This is a genomic window from Armatimonadota bacterium (assembly GCA_023511795.1).
GTDB lineage: Bacteria > Armatimonadota > UBA5829 > DTJY01 > DTJY01 > JAIMAU01.
Genome location: JAIMAU010000001.1, coordinates 120,149 through 146,264, shown reverse-complemented (window position 1 = coordinate 146,264; position 26,116 = coordinate 120,149). Strand labels below are relative to the sequence as shown.

20 protein-coding genes are annotated in these 26,116 nt (G+C 46.3%); 8 read left to right on the top strand and 12 right to left on the bottom strand.

The window, feature by feature from the left end:
- Nucleotides 1–12: 12 nt before the first annotated feature.
- Complete coding sequence (locus tag K6T99_00605; GenBank protein MCL6518313.1) at nucleotides 13–2,076, bottom strand: hypothetical protein; 2,064 nt, start codon at nucleotides 2,074–2,076, stop codon at nucleotides 13–15.
- A 283-nt stretch (nucleotides 2,077–2,359) separates the two neighbouring features.
- On the opposite strand from K6T99_00605, the gene K6T99_00600 reads away from it, so the two are divergent.
- On the top strand, nucleotides 2,360–3,427 hold the full coding sequence (locus K6T99_00600) for an alcohol dehydrogenase catalytic domain-containing protein (GenBank protein ID MCL6518312.1): 1,068 nt from the start codon (nucleotides 2,360–2,362) through the stop codon (nucleotides 3,425–3,427).
- Nucleotides 3,428–3,587: 160 nt separating this feature from the next.
- Here K6T99_00600 and K6T99_00595 read toward each other — a convergent pair whose 3' ends face one another.
- From K6T99_00595 to K6T99_00570, 6 genes are all read right to left on the bottom strand, one after another.
- On the bottom strand, nucleotides 3,588–5,780 hold the full coding sequence (locus K6T99_00595; protein ID MCL6518311.1) for a carbohydrate-binding family 9-like protein: 2,193 nt from the start codon (nucleotides 5,778–5,780) through the stop codon (nucleotides 3,588–3,590).
- A gap of 129 nt (nucleotides 5,781–5,909) precedes the next feature.
- The gene (locus K6T99_00590; protein MCL6518310.1) at nucleotides 5,910–6,719 is read right to left on the bottom strand and encodes a TIM barrel protein; all 810 of its coding nucleotides are present in this window, start codon (nucleotides 6,717–6,719) and stop codon (nucleotides 5,910–5,912) included.
- A gap of 126 nt (nucleotides 6,720–6,845) precedes the next feature.
- Nucleotides 6,846–7,025 carry a hypothetical protein gene (locus tag K6T99_00585; protein ID MCL6518309.1) on the bottom strand — a complete coding sequence of 60 codons (180 nt, stop codon included), beginning with the start codon at nucleotides 7,023–7,025 and terminating at the stop codon, nucleotides 6,846–6,848.
- Nucleotides 7,026–7,140: 115 nt separating this feature from the next.
- A complete protein-coding gene (locus K6T99_00580) occupies nucleotides 7,141–7,371 on the bottom strand; it encodes an exodeoxyribonuclease VII small subunit (GenBank protein ID MCL6518308.1) in 231 nt (76 codons plus the stop codon).
- On the bottom strand, nucleotides 7,364–8,575 hold the full coding sequence (xseA, locus tag K6T99_00575) for an exodeoxyribonuclease VII large subunit (GenBank protein MCL6518307.1): 1,212 nt from the start codon (nucleotides 8,573–8,575) through the stop codon (nucleotides 7,364–7,366). The genes K6T99_00580 and xseA overlap by 8 nt, the downstream gene beginning before the upstream one ends.
- 278 nt (nucleotides 8,576–8,853) lie before the next feature.
- Complete coding sequence (locus K6T99_00570; protein MCL6518306.1) at nucleotides 8,854–10,605, bottom strand: N-acetylmuramoyl-L-alanine amidase; 1,752 nt, start codon at nucleotides 10,603–10,605, stop codon at nucleotides 8,854–8,856.
- Between the two features lie 180 nt (nucleotides 10,606–10,785).
- Between K6T99_00570 and pfkB the strand changes: the two genes are divergently transcribed.
- The 4 genes from pfkB to K6T99_00550 are packed head-to-tail and all read left to right on the top strand — an operon-like array spanning nucleotide 10,786 to nucleotide 13,934.
- Nucleotides 10,786–11,718, top strand: coding sequence for a 1-phosphofructokinase (pfkB, locus tag K6T99_00565; protein ID MCL6518305.1), 933 nt, complete (start codon nucleotides 10,786–10,788; stop codon nucleotides 11,716–11,718).
- Nucleotides 11,715–12,173, top strand: coding sequence for a universal stress protein (locus tag K6T99_00560; GenBank protein MCL6518304.1), 459 nt, complete (start codon nucleotides 11,715–11,717; stop codon nucleotides 12,171–12,173). The genes pfkB and K6T99_00560 overlap by 4 nt, the downstream gene beginning before the upstream one ends.
- Nucleotides 12,174–12,207: 34 nt before the next feature.
- The gene (locus K6T99_00555; protein ID MCL6518303.1) at nucleotides 12,208–12,897 is read left to right on the top strand and encodes a BON domain-containing protein; all 690 of its coding nucleotides are present in this window, start codon (nucleotides 12,208–12,210) and stop codon (nucleotides 12,895–12,897) included.
- On the top strand, nucleotides 12,882–13,934 hold the full coding sequence (locus tag K6T99_00550) for a hydroxyacid dehydrogenase (GenBank protein MCL6518302.1): 1,053 nt from the start codon (nucleotides 12,882–12,884) through the stop codon (nucleotides 13,932–13,934). The genes K6T99_00555 and K6T99_00550 overlap by 16 nt, the downstream gene beginning before the upstream one ends.
- 58 nt (nucleotides 13,935–13,992) lie before the next feature.
- Here the strand turns inward: K6T99_00550 and K6T99_00545 are convergent, their stop codons facing one another.
- Nucleotides 13,993–16,467 (bottom strand): AAA family ATPase, encoded by a 2,475-nt coding sequence (locus K6T99_00545; protein ID MCL6518301.1) that lies wholly within the window; start codon nucleotides 16,465–16,467, stop codon nucleotides 13,993–13,995.
- A 258-nt stretch (nucleotides 16,468–16,725) separates the two neighbouring features.
- On the opposite strand from K6T99_00545, the gene K6T99_00540 reads away from it, so the two are divergent.
- Nucleotides 16,726–21,279: a translocation/assembly module TamB gene (locus K6T99_00540; GenBank protein MCL6518300.1), complete on the top strand. Its 4,554-nt coding sequence runs from the start codon at nucleotides 16,726–16,728 to the stop codon at nucleotides 21,277–21,279.
- A gap of 9 nt (nucleotides 21,280–21,288) precedes the next feature.
- Here K6T99_00540 and K6T99_00535 read toward each other — a convergent pair whose 3' ends face one another.
- On the bottom strand, nucleotides 21,289–21,723 hold the full coding sequence (locus K6T99_00535; GenBank protein MCL6518299.1) for a universal stress protein: 435 nt from the start codon (nucleotides 21,721–21,723) through the stop codon (nucleotides 21,289–21,291).
- Nucleotides 21,724–21,946: 223 nt separating this feature from the next.
- On the opposite strand from K6T99_00535, the gene K6T99_00530 reads away from it, so the two are divergent.
- Complete coding sequence (locus K6T99_00530) at nucleotides 21,947–22,330, top strand: tetratricopeptide repeat protein (protein ID MCL6518298.1); 384 nt, start codon at nucleotides 21,947–21,949, stop codon at nucleotides 22,328–22,330.
- A 31-nt stretch (nucleotides 22,331–22,361) separates the two neighbouring features.
- Here K6T99_00530 and K6T99_00525 read toward each other — a convergent pair whose 3' ends face one another.
- Together K6T99_00525 and K6T99_00520 are read right to left on the bottom strand one after the other, a co-directional pair.
- Complete coding sequence (locus K6T99_00525) at nucleotides 22,362–23,249, bottom strand: carbon-nitrogen hydrolase family protein (protein ID MCL6518297.1); 888 nt, start codon at nucleotides 23,247–23,249, stop codon at nucleotides 22,362–22,364.
- Nucleotides 23,250–23,269: 20 nt separating this feature from the next.
- Nucleotides 23,270–24,265, bottom strand: a complete 996-nt coding sequence (locus tag K6T99_00520) for a Gfo/Idh/MocA family oxidoreductase (GenBank protein MCL6518296.1) — start codon at nucleotides 24,263–24,265, stop codon at nucleotides 23,270–23,272.
- Nucleotides 24,266–24,509: 244 nt separating this feature from the next.
- Between K6T99_00520 and K6T99_00515 the strand changes: the two genes are divergently transcribed.
- On the top strand, nucleotides 24,510–25,679 hold the full coding sequence (locus K6T99_00515; protein MCL6518295.1) for an NDP-sugar synthase: 1,170 nt from the start codon (nucleotides 24,510–24,512) through the stop codon (nucleotides 25,677–25,679).
- Nucleotides 25,680–25,838: 159 nt separating this feature from the next.
- On the opposite strand, the gene K6T99_00510 is transcribed toward K6T99_00515, so the two are convergent.
- On the bottom strand, nucleotides 25,839–26,081 hold the full coding sequence (locus tag K6T99_00510; protein ID MCL6518294.1) for a hypothetical protein: 243 nt from the start codon (nucleotides 26,079–26,081) through the stop codon (nucleotides 25,839–25,841).
- Nucleotides 26,082–26,116 lie beyond the last annotated feature (35 nt).

The window sequence follows — 26,116 nt, the reverse complement described above, 5'->3', positions numbered from 1 at the left end:
CTCACTCTTGGATTACTTCTCAACTTCCTCTCGCGCAGCTTTTGCTCGGGCTATATTCTCAAACCAAAAATTTGTGAACTGCTCGAGGGTTGGCGGAACATAGCAAGTATTAATGTAATCCTCTGGCGCAACCCCCTCTGGGTCAAACGCCTTAACCCAGTCAGGCCAGATTCTCGCAAGCACGTGCGACCGCTTCTCCCAAATCGAGCCGGCAGCTGGCGTTCCATCTGGATTCATTCCTTCGTAAAGCGTCTTCCAAGAGGTTATCTCTAAGCCTCCTGACTTCTGAATATCAAGCCACATCCGCTGGATATTACCAAAATCGGTCGAGAACGGAACATCCAAGAGGTCAGTATTTTGGTGAAATTTCCGCTTCGAGGCTGTCAATAATCGCGTGCGCTTCAAGCCGTACTTGTTCTCCAAGTGGATGACTGCACGCTTTGTCGCAAGCGTCCCTGCATGATCAATTGCATCCTCTTCGGCCTCGGGCTCAAACTCAATGCCAGCTTTGGCAAGCTCGGCTTTAAACTCTTCTGTGTTCAATGGAGCGTCGGTCAAGGCTTTAACAGCTGTAGGTTTTATCTCCACTTTAAACTTCGAATCATTCGGAAGAGCTGCGAGCAACTTTTCGACTCGATAACATCTAATAGCATCGTTGAATCGGCCAATCATGCTTGTGACAACCGACCCACCTTGCCCATCATCAACCTTCTCGCCAGTTCTCCGCTCGTATTCTGCTAGTCCCTCCTCCACCGCCAAGCTGGAGGCAACCATCTGTGATACATCATAAGATAGGGTCATATTGGTAAACATTCGCTCTTTGATGGCGTCTGGATACTCTGGGTGGAATCCGGCATTGAAAGCGCGAACGATATTTAGCGCCACTTGCGATGTACAAGATATCTTGAAATGGTTGTTAGGCTTGCCTACTCTTGGCGCAACAATGCTTTCATATGGTTCTCCTGCACCTGCCAAAAGGATATCATCGAATACTTTCATCCGCTCTCCAAGCCTGGCGTATATCTCGCCACCGGCATAAGCAAGCTTCTTTTCTTCACAATGCCAATCAGGCCTAAGCTGAAATGCAACACGGCCTAGGTTCTTCAATAGGAAGATTGACCTAAGCCCAAGCATTGCATCAACAACAACCCACTCGGTGAAAGCAGTTGCGCCCCAGTCATCAGCCTCTTTTTTCGCAATTTGCTCGCGGGCTATGACTTTCCGAACTTCCCGCCATTTATTTGGGGTGCGCGTTATAAACTTTGTCGCTTCCTCACCCCATATGTTCCCTTTGCCGTCAAGATCATCTTCGCCCATTACAGCAATCGCCGGGTTAGTTGTTCCACCAAGGCTTCCGATTTTTCTGCATCGTGCGGCATGCAGCCCATAATCGTTGAAGAACTGAGTCTTTGTTTCGCCGTTCTCCCATGCTAAGAAAAGTTTGACATAATAGGTCGAAGGTTGGTACAACTCTTTAAAGCATTTGAGAAACTCTCCTGTCGACGAATACGGATCTATGCCCGTTCGCTTTTCCCAATCCTTGGCCCACGCTATGAATAGATTGTCCCCTTTATTGACAGCCAAGTCCTCGGTTTTAAAGTAATCAAGCACCGCTTTTGCTGCGTTACTATCTGCCTGTTCCCAATCCTCAAGCAGTCTTGCCGACGCACTGTAACAAGTTGCAACAGTAGACTCAGGGAGTATTTCTGTGCCATGCAGGTTGGGGTTCTGCAGATTGTGGTGTAGCTCAACAATTGAATTAAGGGAATCAGCAACTCCAAGAAGAAAAGCAATTGAGTTTGCCCGAGTTTCAAGGTTTCCACAAGGAAATGCCTCATCCAATGCCAGCGCAATGGAGGCAAGTCGAGATGGGAAGTCACATGGTTTTGTGAAGAAAAGGAGTTTTTGGCGAGCGACTTCTACCGCCCAACCTGGCATCATTGGCTTAACCCGCGGGTCTCGCTCGAGAATCAGGTCGACTATCACCTGCGATGCTTCATCGAGTGAGCCGCCTCCACAACATGAACAACAAGTTCCACCTTTCTTACCTACCAACCCTGAGTCTTGAATGGGCATAAAGAGTTCCTCCTAAAGCAATCTTGGTTCGTTGGAAAAATGGATAAGTTTGAGCGGCAACACCTTCACCACACGGTTTCTAGGTCTGCCGCCCTTAAAAGTATACTCAGCAATGGTTCAAAGTGTCAACTTCAGGAAATATTTAATCACAGAAACCATTATTTCGCCTAAAAAGCTTCAAATTTTCCCTTTCCTCCAAAACAAAAGGTTATAAAAGTATCTCCGGCGAAATGGTTGTAGGGTACACAGACTGCACCAAGCAATTTTAAGGAGGAATAATTGGATGAAGGCAGTTGTGCTAAAAGAGAAGGAACGCCTTGTGGTTGAGGACGTTCCTAAACCAGTGCCTGGCAGAGATGAGGTATTGGTGCGAGTAACTGACTGTGGAATATGCGGAAGCGATATCCGCTACTTCCACGGTGAGAATCCATGGTCGCAGCACACTCTTGGCGAAATTAGGGCCAACCCGCCCAACATCGTCCCTGGCCACGAGGTTTCTGGCGTTGTCGAAGAAGTTGGAGAAAACGCCGACAGGTCCCTAATTGGCAAAAACGTTGCTGTTTTGTGCTTTAAGGCGTGCGAAACTTGCTGGTGGTGTCGCAGAGGGGAGCGTGAGCTTTGCCCCAACACAAAGCATCTTGGTCATGGCGCTGGTTGGGGCGATATGAACTACTACTACGGTGGTATGGCGGAATATGTTCCTGTCTGGGCGACCCATGTCTTCCCCCTACCAAACCGCATCTCCAACAGCGAGGCAACTTTATCAGACGCCCTAGGGGTTGCCGTTCATGCAGTTGAACTTGCAAAACCAATTGCCGCAGAAACTTGCCTTGTAATGGGCACAGGAGTAATCGGCCTTCTAGCAATTCAGGTGCTAAGGGCTTATGGCGCGACAGAAATCATATGCGCCGATATCGACGCCCGGCATCTTGAACTTGGCAAAATGCTCGGTGCCGACGAAGCCATTAATGTGCGAACCCAAGGCTTACATGATGTAGTCATGCACAACACCGAAGGGATTGGAGTGCGCATAATTATAGATACAGTAGGGCGTCCTCTGGATGAGATGCTTCCAATTCTTGCACGTGGTGGGCGAATGATAGAGCTGGCCGTTCATGACCGAGATGAGAATTTCAACCGTCTATTCACCGCGGGCCAAAGGATGATTATGACTTCTGCAAACTTCAAATATGAAGAGTGGCCAATAGCCCTTGAGCTTCTCTATAGTGGACGCATTCAAACAAAACCGCTCATTACACATCGTTTTCCAATCGGGCGGGCAGACGAGGCATTCAAGATTGCCGATAAAAAAGAAGAATCTGGGGCGATAAAGGTAATTATTAATCCATAACCTAAGCTGCCTCTAAGTGAGCACTACTACATTGGTCAATGATTTTTTAACGCGCTGGTATTGAAAAATGCTCAGTTTTAGCCTTTCAAAATCTGCTTTGGCAAGGAATATGGAGCTAAGAACCTGCAATTATTAATAGCAAAAATGCATCCGCGTCCGGTCAGTATTTAGAAGCAAGCAATCTAACTAAACTCTGCCTCGCACGATCAGCAACAGTTGAGTCGTCTGGAGCATTGAGGACGGATTTCACCATGCTAGAGATTACTGTCTTATCCACCCCAGCTTTTTGACATAACTCAAGAAGCGCATAGTCTTCGATGCCTCGCCGCCAGGCTTCCCAGCGCCGCCCGGTTATTACGCAACCATTTCCATAATAGAAGAGCGATGGGTCATAGGCAGCTTCAGTTTGGTGCCGGTTCCACGGATCGCCGTAGTGCTGAGTTGCAGTCCAGTAGCCGAATATCCCATTTAGCCCCTGCGAGTAAGCCCACCAGAATTTCCAAAGGTAATGGCTGTATGAATCCTGGGCTTTTTCGTTAGCTCCCTCACTATAAAAATAGAACCCTACCGGCTCGCCGGTCGCTTTTATATAGCCTATCTGTTCTTTGGCTGAGGCCGAGTTTAACGACTTAAAGTGAGGAATCCACCAATCTACGTACTTATCTGCCACTTTAACCTCTGCCAGATTTGAACCAGCTGTGTCTTCGACAATTTGAACTTTGGGATCAACTTCCTTAACCAAGCGAGCAATTGTCACGAAACGATTGTCAATAGACTCATCCAATGGATTGACAACATAGTCATCATACGAGAGCCCTAGTTTTGCAAGCTCCGCAATCATCTCGCTAATTATCTTTTTGAAAGCGACACACCAGCCAGGCGAGCCAAATCGCCCGTTGAACATTAGCCGCTCTGAATCTTTTTCCCAGATATCCAAATTAATATAAAGTTTCCTACCAGGCTTCCAGACGAGCTCCACCTGTCGCCGGAACTTCCCCCAATCCACTGGTTCAAGGAATTCTCCGCTATCACTCGCCTTTGGTCTCGGCATATAATGGAGGCCAGAAATCATGAAAACACGGATGCCGTGGTCCACCATTGTCTCGATATACTCCTTTTCAAGGCCAAGGCGGACAGCATCGCCCAAAAAATCCCAGGTGAAAGCTAGTGGATGCGGCACCTCAATTTGGGGGGAGACAACGCAGATGTTGAATTTTACCTGTTTATCCGCCTTTGAAGCTGTCAATGGACTAATGATAAGCTTGCCTTCAAATTCCCCATCTTTTACGCCCTTGATATTCAACCATACCTGGCGGGTCTCACCTGGCGGAATGATAATCTGTCCAATGGGGTCGGGAGGTACAAGGGCATCGGGAAAAGGACGGCCATCTGCGGTTCTAACAAAGGTAGGAATTAGAATCTCCACCATCACGCCTTCGAAGCCTTCAAGGACAAGGCGTGCCGCCAATGTTTCATCGGTAATATTGCTTACCATCAAAGCCTTTGACTCAGTCTGCCCAGCAAGCACAAAGACATCAATTGAAGCAGTGTCTCTCACTACGCTAGAGGTGTCTTCATTAGCTGAAAAATGCCTCCACGGGGTGGTCTCCCACACTAGATATTCGCAAGTTTTACTAGATTGGATTCTTTTCTCTTGTTTTGCCAACTCGATGCCATCTGCCACAACAGAGCCAAACAAAATTTTGCCGAAATACCCTGGAGCATCGAACGCTCCCATTGTGGGCAACCAACATGAAAGCTCTTTGGACGGTTGCTCCTCACGACAAAAGTTTCCATACCAAAAAGCACCCGGCTTGGGCGGCATGCTTAATCCTAGTTCACTGAAAGGAATCTTTATCTCAGCTTTCCATTGCTTGTCGAATAAACAAACCTCGGCCTCCCAACGGGGATTCCAAATATGCGGATCGTTTCCAATCGCATCATATTTGGTACCGCATACATTGAGAATGAAATGGAAATAACTCAGCCGGTCGCCTTTTATATCAAGGAACACCTCAACGCAATCGTCGTTCCATAAGTCTCCATCGTGCTCTTTCACCAATGCTTTCAATGCTTTCATACTTGTTTCGTTGCACGTGAAGGCAATATAAAGCGCTTTATCGTCAAAAAGGAGTCGGGCCTCGGTTTGATTCTTAATATCTCCCTCCCCTAAGTAATGCTTAAATGAAGAAATCTGCCCCGCCCGTGTCCAAGCTGGCTCGCTAAGTCGTCCATCAATTTTTATTTGAGATTTCATGCGTGGAACAACAACTTCTTTACTTACTGCTCCACGTGATGGAATGCCTTCGGCAAATAGGAAGACTAGGAGTAAAAAGACCGCTATTTGTCTCATGGATAATCCTTCTGCGATAGCTCTACTGAAAGGAATTGAAAACTTTTTAACTTTCCTCCAGGAAGTTATGGTCGACTATATACTTTCATTTAACACTCAATGCCAGTCACCTCTTTGTAGAACAAGTTCCTACCACAACATCAGGCTTTCTCGCAGTAATCCAAGAGATTGCACCGATTCTAGCAAAGGCGAATATTCGAGGCCGAAGTAGCCTGTGTATCCCAACGAATCAATTTCAGCGATTATGTCATGATAGTTCAGCTCACCAGAGGTAAGCTCGTGCCTGCCAGGAACGCCTGCTGAGTGAAAGTGACCAATGATATCAATATACTTGCGAATTGTAGAAATTATGTTTCCTTCCATGATTTGCATGTGGTAGATATCGTAGAGGAGCTTCACATTTGGACTGCCAACCGCTTTGACAATCTCTGCTCCAATGGCGCTCGAGTCCAAGAAATATCCGGGATGGTTTACTAATGAGTTCAGAGGTTCAAGTAAAAGAGTAATGCCTCCATTCTCAGCAATGGGCGCCGCCTCTTTGAGCGCATCAATAATACTTTGTACTTGCTCCTCTTTTGATTTTCCTGGCTGGCAATTGCCGGCGCATGTGATTATCATTCGGCAATTTACAATGTTTGCAAGTTCGACCACTCGCTCCAAACGCTTAAGATACACACCGCGTTCTTCAGGGTTTATCAGGCTTCCTCCGATGCTTCCATCCGGGGAATTGATTACGAAAGCTGCAACCGAAACGCCAACCTTTGCACATGCATTAGCAATATCCCCAAATGCCTTCTCCTCAGCCGCTTTGTTATCGTTGTTCTGCCCAGCAAACCAAAACTCTACTGCGGGATATCCGAGCTTTGCAGCCTGGTTTATTCTTTCCAAAAAAGGGAATTCGGTTAGTAACTTCTCTATACAGACGCTTGGTGTGGCCATTTGGGAACCTCCTAAAGAGCTGTAATCGTATACATGATAACTGCCGCCAAAGCGATTTGCAAGCGTTTTGCAGTTTTTTAGAAGAGAGATTGAAGTTCCAAAGGGGAGAAGAGCCCAAAACCTCCCCTATTCACGAAGCTTTGAGATAAATCCAAACAAGGAGATGATAGTAGTAGCAATGGCAACAGCTACAATGGCCTCAAAGTAGATTGTTCTAGGCCAATTGAACAACCTCTGGAGGCTTAGTATTGTAACTGCACCGGCAGCCGAGATTAGGACTATATAGAACCAACGCATGCTTGTCATGAATATACCATTCCAAAACTACAAGGAGCTTTGACTAGCTACTTACCAAAGTGGCGTAAGGCAATTAAAATATACCAAACCTTTAAATAATCAGGCAAGAATAAAATTCCTGTCTCTAGACATTGAAGGGCTCTTCAACCATTGTGCCCTCGGATTTCTTCACCAGTGCTTCAATGCGTCCCTGGGCTTCCGTAAGCTGTCTTGAGCATTCGCGAGCAAGCTTGATTCCCTCTTCAAACAGCTTAAGCGATTCGCTTAGTGGAAGTTCTCCTTGCTCCAGCTGCTTAACTATCTCTTCAAGCCGCTTAATAGCGGCCTCGAAGCTTATCTCGTTGCCTTCAGCCATCCTCGCCCCATCCTTCCTTAATTTCTTTAATCTCTGAAACCAACCGCCCATCCGAAATAAGAGTTTCCGTGCTATCCCCAACCTCTACGTCTGATATTTTCTTAACCAGTTGCCCATCATGTCTGACTATCGCATATCCTCTCGATAACACCTGAAGTGGGCTAAGCGCATGAAGTTTTGCCGTCACCTCACTTAGGCGAGCACTACAATTGCTGATTTGCCGGTCGAGGCTATTTGCGAGCCGCATTGTTAGCGTATCCAAAGCTTGCCAGCGCTCCTGAACTAATACCTCGGGATGTGCGAAAACCCGTGATTTCATTATTATGTTCAAGCAAGCTTTTTTATTTATTATTTGAGCGGTAATAGCAGATTTCATTGCATCACTAAGCGTCAAGATTCTCGACAATATTTCGTCCCTATCAGGCACAACAAGTTCAGCAGCAGCCGAGGGAGTTGGCGCACGCAAATCAGCGGCGAAATCGGCAAGTGTAAAATCTGTCTCATGTCCGATTGCGGATACGACGGGCTTTTGACAAGCGCATATTGCACGGACTACACTCTCCGAATTGAATGCCCATAAGTCTTCTATCGAGCCACCTCCGCGACCAATAATAATGACGTCCACATCTGGTATGCTTTCTGCAAGCTTTAGCGAATCTACAACGCTAGCTTGCGAGTCTTCTCCCTGCATAAGCGTTGGGATAAGGATAATGTTGATACACGGCAGTCGCCTGACAGCAATAGTGAGCATATCTTGCAGGGCGGCACCTGTAGGTGACGTAATTAGCGCAATACGCCGCGGGAATTCGGGTAGTTGCTTCTTTCTGCTCTTATCGAAAAGACCCTCTGCCTGAAGCCTCGCTTTTAACTGCTCGTATGCCGTAAATAACGCCCCTATGCCGTCAGGAGTAACCTCGCTGACCACAAGCTGGTACTGTCCCTGCTTCTCATAAACCGTCACTCTGCCATGGAGTATGACACTCATGCCATCGGTCAGGTTGAACTGAACATCACTAGTAGAGTTCCGCCAGATTACACATCTAATCAGTGCATTCTCATCCTTAAGAGAGAAATATATATGGCCAGAGGTATGTTCTTTAAGGTTGCTAACTTCACCGCGGACCCAAACATCCGCAAATAAGTCTTCAGCCTCAATTACCGCTCGGATACAACGGGTTAGGTCTGTGACGGTGAGAATGCTCATCCCTTGTGATGCTTTCGGCCGATTTTCAGGGAATACTTCAAACAATCTGCAGACTCTCCGTGTGTATTCTTCTGTCAGTATAAACGGCTGGCTATTCTTGGTCAAGCAACTGTTTGGATTATGACATAGGGTTCATGGGGAGAATATGGCGGTGCCGCGCCACTGCCCTTTCCATGCGCTGTGAGTGAAAGAAGAATTTTTACGGGTTTGCGTTTATTGAAAGGATGTGGAATTTGGAAATATTAAACTCCATATTACTCCATCGTTCCACTATTTAATCACTCCGTGGCTTCGATTCTTATCTTTTCCAGCCAATCCTCAAGACCTTTAAGAATCGAGTCGGCAAGCTTCTGGCGGAATTCCTGCGTTGCAAGAAGAGCTTCCTCATCGGGATTGGACATAAATGCACCTTCAATAAGTACAGCTATCATGCGATGTGGCCGAATAATTGCAAGGTTCGAATAGATATTCCCAAACCCAGGCACACCAACCTCTAGTGCCCTTCTGTATATGTATTCCGATAGCTCCATTGCCTGTGGATGGTACCAGTATGTACTTACACCTCGCGCTTTGATTGGGTCAGCCGAGCTAGGCACCGAATTATTGTGAATGGAGATTAATATATCTGCTCTGGCAGCAGCTGCTATAAGAGGACGTTCGTCAAGCGAAACGGTCACATCTTTGGTCCGAGTAAGAACAACCCGTGCGCCCTTCTTCCTCAGCTCTCTTGCCAAACGACGGGTAATATCAAGGTTGACCTCTTTCTCCATGAGACCGCCAGGCCCAATTGCGCCGCTATCTCTGCCTCCATGGCCAGCATCAAGAACAACCACAAGGTCGCGTAAAGGAGAATACGGTGGCGCTGCAAGTTTCGGTGCCTTCTTGATTTCAAGCACTAACGCCCCATCCTCGTAATGTGCGTCGTAGCCCCAAAGATGCTTCTGATTTAAGACAACCCTCAACCGGTAAACATCCTTTGCCAGTTGAAGCCACTGAAGTTCTTTTATCATCCCATCAAGCTGGCGGCTAATCCAATCAGTATCTGAATACCCACCGTAAATAGTAAGTTCGATTGTTGGAGGAGCTACGGTTTCAGTAATTTCAAAAGGGAGTTTTTGGGATACTCCCAGGTTTATTTTCACGCCATAGTCCGATGGAATTACAGTAACAGTGCCAATCGCAGCTCGTGGAACTGGAGTTCCAGCTGGAAGAATCCTCACCGCCTCATCATAGACCCAACCCTCTTTACCACCAGGCATTGATAGTCTCAGCATATGCCCTACCCTGCCTGTTACTTCGGCAACTATTCCAGAAGGCCAAATCATATCCCATGCGCCGTCTGGAGAACTTCTGACAATTGCACGCCGTCCAGTAACTTCGGCTATTTCGGGAATACGGCTGGAGCGAACAGTAAGCTTGCCTGAAGCAAACGCCGTTTCCGTCAATTTGCCATCGGTGAGCGCAACCTTTATCTGCGCGCCCTTAGCATTGTCGAGATTCGTGATTCTATAGGATCCCTTATAAAGCGACCATCCATTTGAACCTTCGGCCTCTACCATAGCCACATTATCACTCAGTCCTTCAATGGAAAAGCTAGCGGTGCGACCAGGTGTTCCGCGGAAGGAAACAACAACCTCATCTCCAGGCCGAAACTCCAAGTCGCCACTAGGTTCGATTGATTCCTTTAGGATTTCCACGCCCGCTGGGTCAGGCGGAGATGGAACCGTGCAAGTAATCCTCAATACAACCTCCGCGGTCTGTCCATCGAGGGTTGCTGTCGCCCTTAGAGTATTTTCGCCAGGGACAAGGTCCACAATCCCAGCAAAGGTGCCCGATGAGTGAACATACATCTCCTTACCATTCACCATGACCTTCGAGTTAGGTGTTGCTTTGCCGGCAATTCGAATGCGCTTAGAAGAAATGCTTGCGCCATCTTCAGGATAATTGAGACTTATGCTGGGGCTTGCAATAGACTGTACTGAAACCACAATTGTCAAAAGGAAAGCTGCCGCTAAAAATATTATGTTCATAGCGTCCTCCGCCCATTAGCAAAACGAGAAAGAAAGAGTAAAGCAATCCCTTCTAGGACAACTCCAGCTTACTCAAAAGGCGGGAACGTGTCAAGCGATTGAGTTGGAAGTAACCAATTCTAGGTTTTTGGTGCGGTAATACGGGGTATTAACTCAACAGAATTTCACTGGAGTACAGCTTTGATAATCACACTTACGTTAAATCCAGCTGTTGACCAGACACTACTAGTACCAGAGGTAAGGCTAGGCGAAACTAATCGAGTTCGTGCAACCGATATTGACCCAGGCGGGAAAGGACTAAATGTTGCACGAATGGTCAAGCGTCTCGGCAGACCTGCAGTAACAATTGCGCTTGTAGGCGGACCAACTGGTCACTATATCCGCCACCGATTGGAACACGAAGGTGTCGAAACCGACCTTGTTGAGATTCGAGGCACAACACGCATCAACATCAGCATCCTGGATGAGTCCTCCGGCATTCAAACAAACTTCAATCAGGAGGGAGCTGAAATTGACCCTACAGACCTTCTCGCCGTGGAAGCGAAAATAGCAGGATGGCTTCAAGAAATGAACGTAATGGCAATGGGTGGCAGTTTACCACCCGGAGCACTTCCTGATACCTATGCGAGACTTATACGATGGATGAACGAATCAGGCATTAGGACTGCGCTTGACTCAAGCGGAGAGGCATTAAAAGAGGGAATAAAAGCTCAGCCATATCTTATTAAACCAAACCTCCGCGAGGCACAAGACCTCCTTGGCCGAACGTTGACAACCGACGAAGATGTAATCGCCGCCGCGGAAGAATTACGTTCCCGTGGCATCTCAGTTGTAGTAATTTCGATGGGCAAAAGAGGCGCAATAGCTGTGGATGAAAAAGGTGTGTGGAAGGCAATACCTCCAAATGTGAAGGTGGGTAGCACAATTGGTGCTGGTGACTCCATGATGGCCGGTCTTGTCATTGGCATTGCCGAATACATGAGCTTGCCCGACAGCGTCGCACTTGGAACGGCTGCCGCTACCGCAACAGTGATGAACGAAAGGACCGAATTAGGAACGCCAGATCAAGTTCAAGAACTACTTCCTCTGATTAGAGTGGAGAAAATAAAATGATTGGTTCGCGCCTAATTCAAAAGATACTGGTTGCCACCGACGGTTCCGAACCGTCTTTGAAAGCAGCCCAATATGCCGCAGAAATTGCAAAATGTAATAAAGCTGAGGTTACCCTAATTTACGCTGCTGAAGCCACTAGTGTAACTGAATTTGTTAGGATGGCATTTCCACTAAGTGAACCACTAAGCAAAGATATCCATGAGACAGGAATGCTAATTATCGAACGAGCGAAAAAGCCATTTCTCGAAGCCGATATCGCGGTCCGCTCAAAAATTATTGAAGGGTTTGCTGCTGATGTTATCCTTGATGAAGCTAAATCTGGGCATTACGACCTAATAGCAATGGGAAGTCGCGGGACAAGCGGCACACTGAGGCGTGTATTCCTTGGGATTGGCAGTGTAGCTGAGCGTGTGCTTGGTAGCGCACCTTGCCCCGTCCTAGTGGCTCGGACATAGTTGGTTTAGTTGAGAACATAAAGGAGGTAAACCTATGCCTCGTGAAGCAGTAACAAACGAGGAACTGACTGACGAGGAAATTGCCCGTCAGGTGATGGAGGCAATTGCCTGGGACAGCCGCGTCCACTATCCCGAGGTGCGCGTTACTGTGGAGGGCGGCGTCGTGTATCTTTCAGGCACCGTTGAGAGCTTTGCAGAAAAAAGCGCCGCCGAAGAAGATGCAAGCCGCCTTGCAGGTGTGACTGAAGTGATTAGCAACATAGTTGTGCGTCCACAAAAGCCGGTCAGCGATGAAGAGATTGCCGACAATATTCGGCGAGCCCTCAAGAGGGATGTTCGCGTCCGATTAGACGATATATGTGTTAAGGTTGAGAACGGCGTTGCGACCTTAGCCGGCGAAGTAGTAACTCCGATGGAGAAGTGGGCGGCGCTTGACATAGCAAAATACACATATGGCGTAGTTAGCGTTGTAGATAAAATAGCTGTATTGCCATCGGAATCAGTGTCAGATCATCTATTAGAGGAACTAATTAAAGCCGAGCTCACACGGGTTCCAAGACTTGACCCGCGGGGAATAAGTGTAACAGTCAAAGATGGAATCGCTACGCTAAGCGGAACAGTTGACTTTTTCTACCAGAAAAAAGAAGCCGAGTTAGCGGCGTTAGGAACGCCAGGCATACGCGGTGTTAAGGAGGATTTAAGCGTCAGATGGAAAAGAAGCTGATAGTTCTTGAGGGCGGTCAAGCAAAGCAAAATAACCTCATTGTTTTTTTTGAAGCCGAAGATTGGGAAGATGAATTTATTCGAACAAGCCGCCTAAAAGAATACAATCCTCGGCTTTACCGCGAGCGACTAACCGAAGATACAGCAGTCCTGGCTGAAGACGCAGAAATCGTATCAGTCTTCATATATTCTGATCTCAAGAAACCAACGCTTGACAAGTTACCAAAGTTACGAATGATCGCTACCCGTTCGACAGGTTACGACCACATTGACCTTCGAGAATGCGAGCGGAGGGGAATTGCCGTAGCGAATGTTCCGTTTTACGGCGAAAACACAGTTGCCGAACATGCCTTCGGACTGATTCTTTCTCTTTCTCGCAAAATTCACAAGGCAACAATGCGCACTTCGCGGCTTGACTTTTCGCTTGAGAACTTGCGTGGTTTCGACCTAAAAGGCAAGACCATTGGCGTCGTCGGGGCCGGAAGAATTGGTCTGCATGTGGTACGCATTGCTAAAGGATTTGGAATGGAGGTTCTTGTTTACGACGTTCGCCAAGAACCATTGCTAGCAGAGGTTCTGGGATTCACTTATGTCCCATTCGAGGATCTTCTTCAGCGCTCGGACATTATAACTTTGCATGTTCCTCTCAATAATGCAACGTATCACATGATAAATAGTAGCAATATAAATCTCATCAAGCATGGAGCAATTTTGATAAATACCGCTAGGGGAGCAATAGTCGAGACAGAAGCTCTACTAACGGCACTCGACCAAGGCATTCTAAGTGGTGCAGGACTCGACGTCTTTGAAGGTGAGGAATCAGTGAAAGAAGAAACTGCCTTGCTGGTTCAAAAGCTGCCACGCGAGAAACTTCGAGAAATACTTTTAAGTTATGCCCTTCTCCACCGTGACAACGTCGTTATCACACCTCACATTGGATTTTATTCCGAAGAAGCTCTTCTTCGCATAATGCAAACAACAGAAGAAAATATCATGAGCTTCTTAGAAGGAAAAAAGATAAACCTAGTCGCAGCGTAACACAATGGGGATTGGGCCATCATTCATCCTCAATCCCCATTGTAACATGCACATCTTACTATTTTGATATCCTCTCTTCAGGGCCACTAGCTGAAATGCGCTCTTCCTCTTCCTCCTCCTCTGGCCTTTCCTCTTCAGGGGCTTGACCGTATTCTTTGACAACCTCTGCAAACTGCAGAAGCTTTGCGTCTGCACGGCCCAGAACTGTATCTGGAGGGTAATTTCCCTTTAAATCCCTCTCTCCCGCTGGAACACCTGTAAGAATCTCTATCCCTTCTTCTATCGTTTTAATGGGCCAAATATGAAACTTACCTTCCCGTACAGCATCAACTATTTCTTCCTTCAGCATTAAATGGCGAACATTTTGATGAGGGATGATTACTCCTTGTTCGCCTGTTAGACCTTTTGCTTTACAAACGGCGTAGAATCCCTCAATCTTTTCCGTCGCTCCACCAATTGGCTGAATCTCACCTTTTTGATTGACGGAACCGGTAACAGCAATCCCTTGCTTAATTGGGATATCGGAAAGACTTGACAGCAAAGCGTAAAGCTCTGCGCTTGATGCGCTATCTCCCTCGACGCCTTCATATAACTGTTCAAAGGTGAGACTTGCGCTAAGAGTGAGAGGCTTATTATGCGCAAATTTTGATCCCAGATAACTTGAAAGAATCAAGACTCCTTTGTTGTGAATAGGGCCGCTGAGTTTGACTTCGCGCTCAATGTTTACTACACCGGCTTTGCCAATAAATGTCCGCGCTGTGATTCTTGAAGGCCGACCGAATGTATAGTCGCCAATTTGGTAAACGGAAAGACCATTCACCTGGCCGACGACAGCGCCATCGGTATCTATCATTATTACACCCTGTTCTATTAGCTCTTGAATCTTTTGCTCAATCAAATTCGAACGGTAGACCTTCTCTTCAATTGCTTTTTGGACATCTTCTGCCATGACAACGGCATTGCCATTTTTGCTAGCCCAGAAGCTCGCCTCGCTAACAAGGTCTGCAATCTCAATAAACCTAGTAGAAAGCTTCTCCTTGTCTGAAATTAAGCGCGAACCATATTCCACTACTTTTGCCACTGCACTCTTGTGGAATGGCCGGAGATTGCATTCTTTCACTCGGGCTGCGATAAACTGAGCATATTTTTCAATGTTTTCATCTGTACGCTTCATCTCGATATCGAAGTCGGCTTTTACCTTGAAAAGCTTGCGAAAATCCTCATCCACTGCATAGAGTATATGGTAAACCAACGGACTGCCGATTAGAATAACTTTAACATCTACCGGGATTGGTTCTGGTTTTAAAGTTGATGTAGGAATCAAGCCATAATATTCTGCAATGTTTTCTATACGCACTTCGCCGCTCCGAAGTGTGCGTTTCAATGCATCCCACGACATTGGGCTAAGAAGTACATCAAGGGCCTGCATTACCAAATAGCCACCATTTGCCTTGTGCAGCGCGCCAGCTTTGATTTGCGTAAAATCTGTCACCAAAGCCCCCAACCGCGCCTTGAAGTCTACGCGACCAATCAAGTTGTAATAAGTGGGATTGTTTTCAACTACAATCGGCGCGCCCTTTTGTTCCGAGTTATCAACAATAAGATTCACACTATATCGCTCGAAAGATGGCCCTGCTTGAAGCTCTTCAAGGCCTGGAATTGAAACCTTTGCTTTCTCAGGTGCCTTGAAATCTTCCAAATGGTCCATCATATCATCCCGTACTTGCCCGAGGTATTCAACGACTTCCTCATGCTCCTTATACTTTTCGAACAACTCATCCAGAAGATGACCTATTGCGAACAATGCAACCTCACGGTCAAGACGGTCAATTCGTTCACTAGCTTCTTTCTCCAATTTTCTTGCCTTGGCTAGACTCTGCCTAATCATTTCCTGGAGCTTTTCACTACGTCTCTGAATTTCCTCCTTTACCTCATCCGGCAAGTGCTCGAATTCCTCGCGGGAAATTGGCTTTCCATGCATTAGAGGAACAGTGATTATACCAATTTGCGTTATCTCCATTGCCAAGCCCATCTGTTCAGCTTGTTTCTGCAAATCGGCAAGCATTTTTCCACGTTGCTGCTGAACCTCATTTAAGATTTCATTTTTCCGCTTTTCGTAATTTTCGTCCTCAAATGCTCGTGGAATTTCCCTTTTTGCTGCCTCCACAAGTTCGTTCATGTCTCTAACAAGCTGAGTTCCCATCCCAGGCGGCAGAAAGATGGCGTTTGGCTTGTCTGGTTCCTTAAAGTTGTTCACGTAGCAAATATCATTTGGCACAGGTTCGGTTTTCGCCTGCTCCGCAAGAAATGCCTGAACTGTCGAATTCCGACCAGTGCCTGTGGGACCTGAGACATAGAGATTGAAACCGCGTGTTTTAATATCAAACCCAAAATTAAGAGCATTAACACCCCGGTCCTGACCGACTGTTCCCTCAAGCACAGGTATGTCATCGGTCGTCTCGAATCTTAAGGTATTTGGGTCACAAAAGCGTCTTAACTCATCTGCAGAAACTTCAGTGTATCCAGTAGCCATTGGTACTCCTCCCATTTCTCACGCTTCCTATAGTTTGCCTCAAACTCAGCATTACCTTGGCCAATACTATTCATATACCAGTTACCCATCACAAATAAGTGCGAAACTGAATCCCTCGGCATAGAACTTGGTTAGCGCCGATTTGTTGGAATGTATCTTGAAATTCGAAGGAGGCTCATATCTGTTCTGCGGATTAGTAATAAGAATAAGCAACTGCTGGGTATTTCAGATATAACTATTCACGCGGGAGCGTTCCTTATGCGGCCAAAAATGCCTATTTTTATAACTGTCATAGCTCTCGTTGTTCTTACGGCCATACTATTGGTTGTCATGTCAAATCAGATTAACCGGCTTCTTAACTTGCTTCCACGGGCTGTCGAAGCTGAGTTAGAAAGAAATGTCCATAGGCAAGTCAGCGTAAAGTCCACAAGAATCAGCAATCTCGGGACCCTAATTATAACTGGACTTCGCATTGCCAACGGCAAATCATTTGAGCAAGGAACCTTTTTTACCGCCGAACGCGTGGTAATTCGCATAAATTTCATCCGCTTTGTCCTCAGTGGAAATCTTGCTCGCAACACTAAATCTGTAACTTTGATAAATCCCCGCCTAAGATTAGCAAGAAATAAGCATGGTGTTTGGAACTTCGAAGATCTTCTTCGCCTTCCGCTAGCCCCGCCAGAAAGGCGCTTTAGAGGGAAGGTTTTCATCCAATCCGCCCAGCTCAGCATTGTAGACCACGCCGCTCGCCTCTCCAAACTGCCTGAAACTAACACGCTAAAAAGCATATCAGGAAGCTTAGATTTCAGCCCGGCCAGATGGTTTCTTATAGACCTTGCCGGACAAGGTTCGACCCAAAAACTCCAAGCCATTAGAGCCTTCGGTAAGTGGGGAATAAATACACCAACAACCAATCTAACCCTGAGAATCTCAAACGCAAATGCCACTTATTGGCTTGACTACTTCACAGATATACGCTCTTGGAGCATTAGCAAAGGTAGATTTGATGCTAGGGTGGTGTTATTCCAACCAAAAGGTAAAGTGATTACTACGCGTGGAAAAGTTAATCTTCGTAACTCAAGCATTACCAGTCCATATCTAGCATTGCCTATTCGTGCATTTACGGCAGATATTGCATTTGCTGGCACTAACTTAACCATAACTGGTCATGGACATCTAAACCATTCGCCACTGACAATACAGGGGGATATACATGGCTTCACACCTAGCCAGCTCCGCTTGCTTATAGCATCGGAAAGGCTCAATCTCGAAACAATCCAAAAAACCGTAAAGCCGCTTCCAAGATTGCGTAATTTACGCTGGCCATCTCCCGCTAAGCTGAGCGCCTTAATCACAGGAACGACTCAGCGCCCCGTGATAAAAGCCGCGATAACAGTTCCTCACGCAGTCATACTGGACAGAAATATAACCAATCTATCTGCGCAAGGATTATACCGTGACGGCATTATAACCATTAACCGACTAGTTGGAAGAGCATACAAAGGAAACATTCTACTGAGTTCGCGTATTTTTATCCGAAGTAACCGCATTACGGCGTCGGGTAAAGTATTAGGCATAAGTCTTGCTGGCTTTCAGCCTCAATTTCGCAAACCCATCTCGGGGTTTGTCGATGCGGAATTTTCAATTGACTTCCAAAGAAGACTCCGCAAGGCAAACGTGACGGTTAATGTACGGGATGGTAAACTTGGCAACTTATTGGCAAGCCAAGGCCGAGCAGATATTGTCTTCACCGGATCAAAACTAGCACAGGCTGAAGTAACCATAAGCCAAATCATAGCTCCCGGCATCTTAATCGAAAAAGGAACAGGGAGCATTTCACTGCGGAATCGCACAATATTTATAAGGAATGCAGCGATTAACACATTAAGAGGATTAGTCAAAGCAACTGGAAGCTTAACTAATGACGGCATCCTTAATCTGCAAGTTTCTGCTAGCAACATCAGCTTGCCAACTCTCCTACAACCATTCGGTTATGAACAGCTTGCTGGCATTGCTGATTTCAGAGGCACACTATCTGGCACGATATCTAATCCAAAAATTGCTGGGCAGATAAACCTCTACAAAGGAACCCTGCTTGGGTTCGAATATGATTCTGTTACTGGCAAACTTGCCGCCACACCACAAGAACTAACGCTGGAAAACCCAAAACTTAGAGCCAAGGAAGCAGAGATAACAACCGTCGGACAGATTATTATTGCAAAACAATATCCTCCAAGAGCAGAATTAAGTCTGAAAGGACGTCAACTACCTCTACCGCAATTGATCACCTTGTTTGACATACCTTTGCAAGCCAGTGGAACTGCCTCTGCGGATTTAACAATTACAGGAAGTTATCCCAATTTGATGGCCGAAGGTGAAGTCGCACTTCTCAATACCACAGTCTCCAACGTCCGTATAGACGAGGCACGGTTGACGCTAAATACTGTTGGACGCGAGACTGCCGTTACCAGGTTTTTCGCCAAGAAGGGCGAGATGCTCATAACTGGAAGCGGAATGATTGGAACGTCTGGCAGAATCGAGGCAAATCTTCAAGGTGAAAACCTAATGCTTAGTTTACTGAACCCAATCCTCAAACCATATTTAATGCTTGACGGTCCTGTTTCATTTGGCGGAACGATCACTGGAACGCTCACTAATCCAACTATTTCCGCCATGATTGAGTCAAGCGCCCCCATAATCAATAGCCAACCTTTTGAGCAATTATCCGCGAATCTCTCATGGAACCGCAACCGGCTTCTTCTGTCAAAAGCAATTCTCTCCTCTCAAACAGGCGTTGTGGAAATTTCTCAAGCAAACTATACTAAGACACCTAAATCACTTGACTTACTAACTTCAACAACATCGCTTAGCATAGAACGCCTACTTGCCGTGCTTCAGAATGCACCAATAATAGACACTGACCAAGGCAAAGAGCTTCGGTCGTTTCTCCAATCAATTCCCAAACCAACATCAGGTTTAATAACAGCCAACGCTTTGTTTACCAACCTTTTTGGACACCCTTTGGGAAATATAAGTGCCACTGGGTTAGACGTTATTATCGGGGGGCAAGAAGTTGGAATAATAAATGCCAGCGCTCGCCTTTCAGAAGGCATTTGGCTTATAGACCAACTTCAGCTAAATTCGGACAGCCACACGGCTAGCATTCAAGGCTCAATTGGCCCCAACAAAACAATTAACATTACAGGCAGTGGCGAAGATGTCCCTCTCAAAATATTAGGGCAGCTTCTCCATCAACCCGACCTTGACGGAAAACTCACATTTACCCTAAATGCAACAGGCTCTACAAACGCCCCAATTGTGGAAATGTCCACAGAAGCGAAAAATGTCACTATTCGCAATTTATTTTTTGACAATGTCACGGCTGACCGGCTCATAATTGCCAACAACCGATTGTCTTTGGAAAGCGCTACAGCCACAACCAATTCGAACCCTCTCGTTATTTCAGGTTCAATTCCGTTTAACTTCAAACCATTGGGAATTCCTACTGACCAACCTATTGAAATCAAAGTTGAAATTCCAAAGCATGATCTTTCAATACTTGCAAACCTGACTCCCTTAATCAAAGCAGCAAGCGGAAGTCTGGATATGAACCTCTTGGTAACCGGAACGTTTGAAGACCCACAATTGAAGGGCAACCTTGAAGTTAAAGATGGTGCCGTAAGATTAGACCGATTCGAAAATGACTTCACCAACCTGAGAGTGAGCGCAACCTTTGAAAACTCGGTGTTGCTAATCGAACATTTTACCGGCACATCATCGTCAGGTGGAACATTCTACATTGGAGGAAATATAGTGTTCCCCAATTTATCCTCAGCTGTATTCACAAACTTCGTGGTGCTTAATGACCTGACCCTTCGTACCTCCAACATTACTGGTGCATATGACGAACATATGCGGCTCAGCGCTACCGGGCAACTAATTGTGACGGGTGAATTGCCTTCCCCGCTCATCCAAGGGCAGATTGTTGTAAACAATGCTCTTATGGAAGCTCCTCCAGAAATGCCGCCATCGTTTACGCCAACAGCCCACAAAATGTTTAATCCGGGGTTTGACATTTCTTTGACCCTGGCAGAAAACGTAGAAGTTCGCCGCGGGCAACTTACTGCCAGTATAGTGGGGCCACTCAATGTAAGCGGAAACCTTAGCCAACCAACAATTGTTGGAACTTTCGCAATTAAAAAGGGTACTCTGAGTTATCCTGGGCGAACCTTCAACTTGGCGCCCGGAGGAACCGCCACTCTTGTCTTCCAACCGCCAGAGTCTAGAATTAGCGTCGACGTGGTAGCAAATACACGAATTACAACTGTTTCGCCTACAACAGGTCGAATCACCCGATATACTGTAAACTTTGACATTTCAGGACTAATCGGCAATCTCGACATAGATGTAACAAGCTCGCCACCTGGCTTGACTAGAGAACAAGCACTTGGCTTAGTCTTTCAACCAACACAAATTGAGGCGTTTCTAAGAGGTGAGCCTTTCGGGCAGGTTTTGCAAAGGCAGCTTCCACAAATTCTTCTTGGAGCAGCACTACCAACTCTTTTTGAAGAGTTTGAAACGGGGCCATTTGTTATAGCAATTGAACCGGGGTTTGATATACCATTAATTTTAAATGTAAGCACGTCGTTGACCCCGAAGCTATCACTTACTTATAGCAGATCGTTGGTCTCAAACCGCCTATTCTCTAGTCTTGGGATAAGCTATACTCTTTCGCGAAGGACAGATTTTACCATCCTTATTGAAGATGAAAACGAAGTAACTTATCTCCTGCAAGCCGCATGGCGGTTCTAGTAAAGCGGTTTACTTTGCAGGTACTAGCAACACTGAACATGTAGCTTCGTGTAGAATACCCTCAGCAACACTTCCAAGGAGAATCTGTTCAATTGCGCTCGTGCCAGCGCCCCTGCGACCTATTACAATCAGGTCGTATGAGCCTTCACGAGCATAACGCAGGATCGACGACACGGCAGACCCAAAAACAATCTCTTCTTTCGGTTCAACCCCCGCCTGCTCAAAAACACGCCTTGTGTCCTCGAGTATTCCCTTCGCATGCATTTCCAAATGTTTTCGCAGGCCCTCATCTTCGTGTGAATCCATAGACATCCCAATTCGAAGCGGCATCTCAACTACCGTAATTACGGTAACGGCGGCCTCATATCGCTTCGCCAAGTCAGCCGCGAACTCAGCGGCTTTTATCGCAAATGGCGACCCATCGGTCGGCAAAAGTATTTTCATTATCATCAGCATCACCTAAATTCAAACAACCTGTAACTGTCTACCCAAATTAAAGCCCATATAATCAAAACTATTTGAAGCGGCCTTATTTTCGAAAAGCACCGATTGATTTCTTAAGATTTTGACTTGACAGAAGGAAATATGTATTAAGCGCCGAATTGATTATAGGTGCAAAACAATATTTGCTTTTGCAACCCAAACTCCCCAAAGGAGGCGCTTAAAAATGACTCCCACCGAACCATCAGCTCGTGAAAAAGCCACTCAACTGCTGCGCGAAGGCCTATATAATGAAAGCATTGAGTTCCTTGAAGAAGCCCTGAGGGAAAATCCAAAGGACCCGGAAATTCACCTCTACTTAGGCTATGCCTATGCAAAGCTAGACCAACTCGACAAGTCCATCGAAGTACTGGAAAAAGCGGTTGACGTTGCACCAACTTCGCCAAAAGTGCATTACAACCTAGGCGTAGCGTACCACAAAGCAAATAACCTAACTGGAGCTAAGGAAGAATACTTGCGAGCACTAGGATTGGATCCAACATATTCGTTGGCTAGACAAGCTCTCGAAGGCTTAGACCAGCAAACTGGAGGGGTCGCCCCGGCAAAGTAAGAGGACAAGCACCATGGGGCGGCTTTCTCTGCTAATACACCCTATTCCTTACTTTATCTAAAACAGTAAACTCTCTAGCGTAGAGATCAAGTCTAACCAATCGGGCGAGGTCTTCTTTCATTACATCCGGCTCGCGTATTCCCACAATCTGTGACCCAAGCCGTGGCTCATCAAGGTCAATATCAGCGACCGCAATACCAGGGCGATGGCCTGTATCGGCAATAATGCGCCCGTCATGGTCTACAATCCTTGCTCGGCCAGGATAAAATCTTCCTGAATATGGTGCATATGGCGGCTTCATAGACAGGTTCGATTCCACCATGTAGACAGAATAATCCATTGCTCGTGCGCAAAGTTGTGTTTCCAAGTTGAACTCACTGGGTCCGTGCGCAACGGTAGGCCAAAATACAATTTCTGCCCCCTTTAGAGAATAAATCCGCATAATCTCAGGAAAATAAATATCCATGCAGATTATACATGCAACCTTTCCAAAATCAAGCTCAAAGACGGGGAGGTCGTCCCCTGGGATAACATTATGCACCATGTATTCGCTCGCCGTCGGCTGGACTTTGCGGTATCTGCCTATGATGCTTCCATCTCTCCCATAGAATGTTGTTTGGTTAAATCGCCTTCCTTCGTCAATAACTGGGAAATTCGCCACAATATACATCTTGTACTGAGAAGCTTTGGCTGAAAGGCAATCGGATAAAGGACCAGGTATGCTTTCTGCACCTCTGAGCACATCATCGCTGTCAAAGCGAACATTTACTGTGCTAAAATGTTCTGGCAGGCACACAATATCACAGCCTTGTGCAGCTGCTTCATCAACGTATGCCTTACCCCTCTCAATATTTTGCTCTATCGTGTGCGGTCGTTCGTCAACAAGAAAAGAAACCGTGCCTACGCGAACTTTGCGCATTATTCAAAAAACCTCCACTCTTAGATGATGGATTTCAAGTCAACTTTTTGTGGCAACCCAGTCTTGATTGATTCTATTGCCTTAACCGCACATAAAACTGTTCGAGCGCCATCAACGACTGTCACCAAATCACTTGAAACATTTCCTTTGATTGCGCATGCAAGTGTTTGAAGTTCCTGCAAAAACCCCTTGTCAACCTCGGGTAATGTTATCTGGATTGGCTCGCCAAATCCAACGGCTTCAAAACACTCAAAATTGTCAATTACAATAGTCCGCTCCCCGATGAACATTTCAATGCGCTCTTTTGGATAGGCAGCGTTTCCCAAATCCCCATGAACAATTGAAGCTATTGAGCCATCGTCAAATCGCAGAACCATGACCGCATTGTCTTGAGTTTCGGGCATATCTGGATGAGTGAGCGCTCCACCCTCAGCAAACACGCGAACGGGTTCTGAATCCAATAGGTAAGAGCAAACATCAAAAACATGAACTGTTTCAGAAAGAATTCGCCCGCCGCCAATTTCAGGGTCGAGCGCCCACGGATGCTTCCAAAGCTGGTCAACTATTCGATAGCTAAGCATAGCAGGCCCGGAGCGTTCTCGCATAAGATCCTTTGCCTCCTGAACTAGCGGAGAGTATCTTCGGTTTAACCCAACAGAAAACACAAGGCCGGATTCTTTAACTGCCTGTGCGAGCGGAGGAATTTCTTCCAACTTTAATGCCATGGGCTTTTCTACAAGAACATGCTTCCCTGCTTTTAGGGCTTCTAATGCTAGGGAAGCATGGCTGTTGTGAGGCGTGCAAATTACAATAAGCTCGATATCACTATCTTTTAGAAGGCGCTCATACTCGGAAGTACTGTAACTTGCTCCGAAATCTTCTGCCGCCTTTTCCGCAAGCTCGATATTTAGGTCCGCAACGGCTCTAAGTTCAAATTGAGGAAGTTTGGCTAGATTCGGAAGGTGAATACCGCGAGCAAAGCTTCCACAGCCTATTACTCCAGTAACGATAGACATGTTTTACCTCCTGATGGATTTGTAGCTATTGTCCAAATGCATTTCTTAACACCCAGAAGCTAGGGTTTTATTAAACTTTATAGAGGCTAAGATTAGGCCTTCGAAAATATTGTTCGCAAAGAACCTCCAGATATCCTAAGTTTTTGCACAATTTCAGCCGATAATTTTTTTACGAGCCGCGCGCAAAGATGCTGGTAATTTTGCCGGGCAAACTAACTAACACCACCCCAAGGAGGTATACCGTATGCAAGCTGTGATTCTTGCCGGCGGCAAGGGAACACGCCTTCACCCCCTTACCTCTACCACTCCCAAGCCAATGGTCAACCTCTTTAATAAACCGGTTTTAGAACACACAATTGAGCTTTTAAAACGACATGACATCCGCGACATAGTAATCACACTAGCGTACAAGGCAGAACAAATCATTGATTATTTCGGAGGGGGCTCTAGATGGGGCGTAAACATCCAGTACTCACTTGAAGATACGCCGAAAGGAACAGCCGGCGGATTGAGGAGAATCCAGCCTGTACTTAATGGAACTTTTCTCGTTATCTCGGGCGACGCAGTAACCGACCTTGACCTGACAGCTGCAATTGAGTTTCATCGTAAAAAGTCAGCCATTGCTACAATGCTACTCTATGAGGTCACAAACCCCACACAATTTGGGATAGTTGAGACCGCCAAAGATGGTAAGATTAAGCGCTTTATCGAAAAACCTAGTCCCTCAGAAGTGTTTACAAATACCGTCAATACCGGCATATACGTACTCGAGCCGGAGGTATTGAGCTCAATACCATATGACGCTTTCTATGATTTTAGCAAAGACTTATTCCCCAGGTTGCTTCAGAATCAAGAACCATTCTATGCTGTCAGAACGCAGGGCTATTGGTGTGATGTTGGCAACTTAGCACAGTACCGAAACGTACATTTTGATGCGCTGGTTGGGAAGGTTAAGCTCAACCTACCAGCGAACCAGGTTGCCAATGGAATATGGTTGGGGGCTAAATCAGACATTCATCCATCGGTAAAGCTTTCGGGACCTTGCTATGTCGGCAACGGCACAATTGTCCGCCGCAATGCCTCACTTGGGAGATTTGCAGTTATCGGCGATCTTAGCCTGGTAGATGAAAGAGCCCATATAACCCACAGCATTTTGAGCCCTAAAACTACTGTTGGTAGAAACGCAAAAGTCTTCGGGTCGGTACTTGGACCAGGATTCAATTTGCCAGAAGGTCGGCATATGGACGACGAAATCGCAGTACACGATGAGTCCGATGCAGTTTTGAGGGCAGAAATAAACTCCGAACTTCTAAGTCCACGATTAACGGAGGAAATCGCCTTGACTTGGTCCGGCCTTGATATCAAAAGACTTGTAGCAAAACAATCAATCTCAATGCAAACACTAGCGGCGTAGAAGAAGAAAAAACGACAGCCCAAACGTCGGCAAAGAGCAGCCTCCTTCTCCTCGCCTTGAAACAACGCAGATAGGGCTTGGTATTGGATAGATTTAAAGCCAACTGATACCAAGCCCTATCTGCTTATGTAAGTCCATAAATTATTAACGGATCACAAATCAAGAAGTTTCTTCAGCGGACGATTCTCTTTTTTTCGACACACCCGCTTCACGCCAGCACTCAAGTCTTGCTGCCATGCATTTCTCTACTTCTTCATCGCTCTCAACAGGATATTTACGCTCGCACTCATATCTTATTAGTTCAAGCTCGGGAACTGGCGAGCGTCCTCTCTGCTCAACCTTATATCGGCCTCTGAGATGCCTGCAAGCTCCAGCAATTGGTCTTAATTCGGTTTGTGGCACTTAATCCTCCTTTTTATCGAGAATTCCCAAAACAT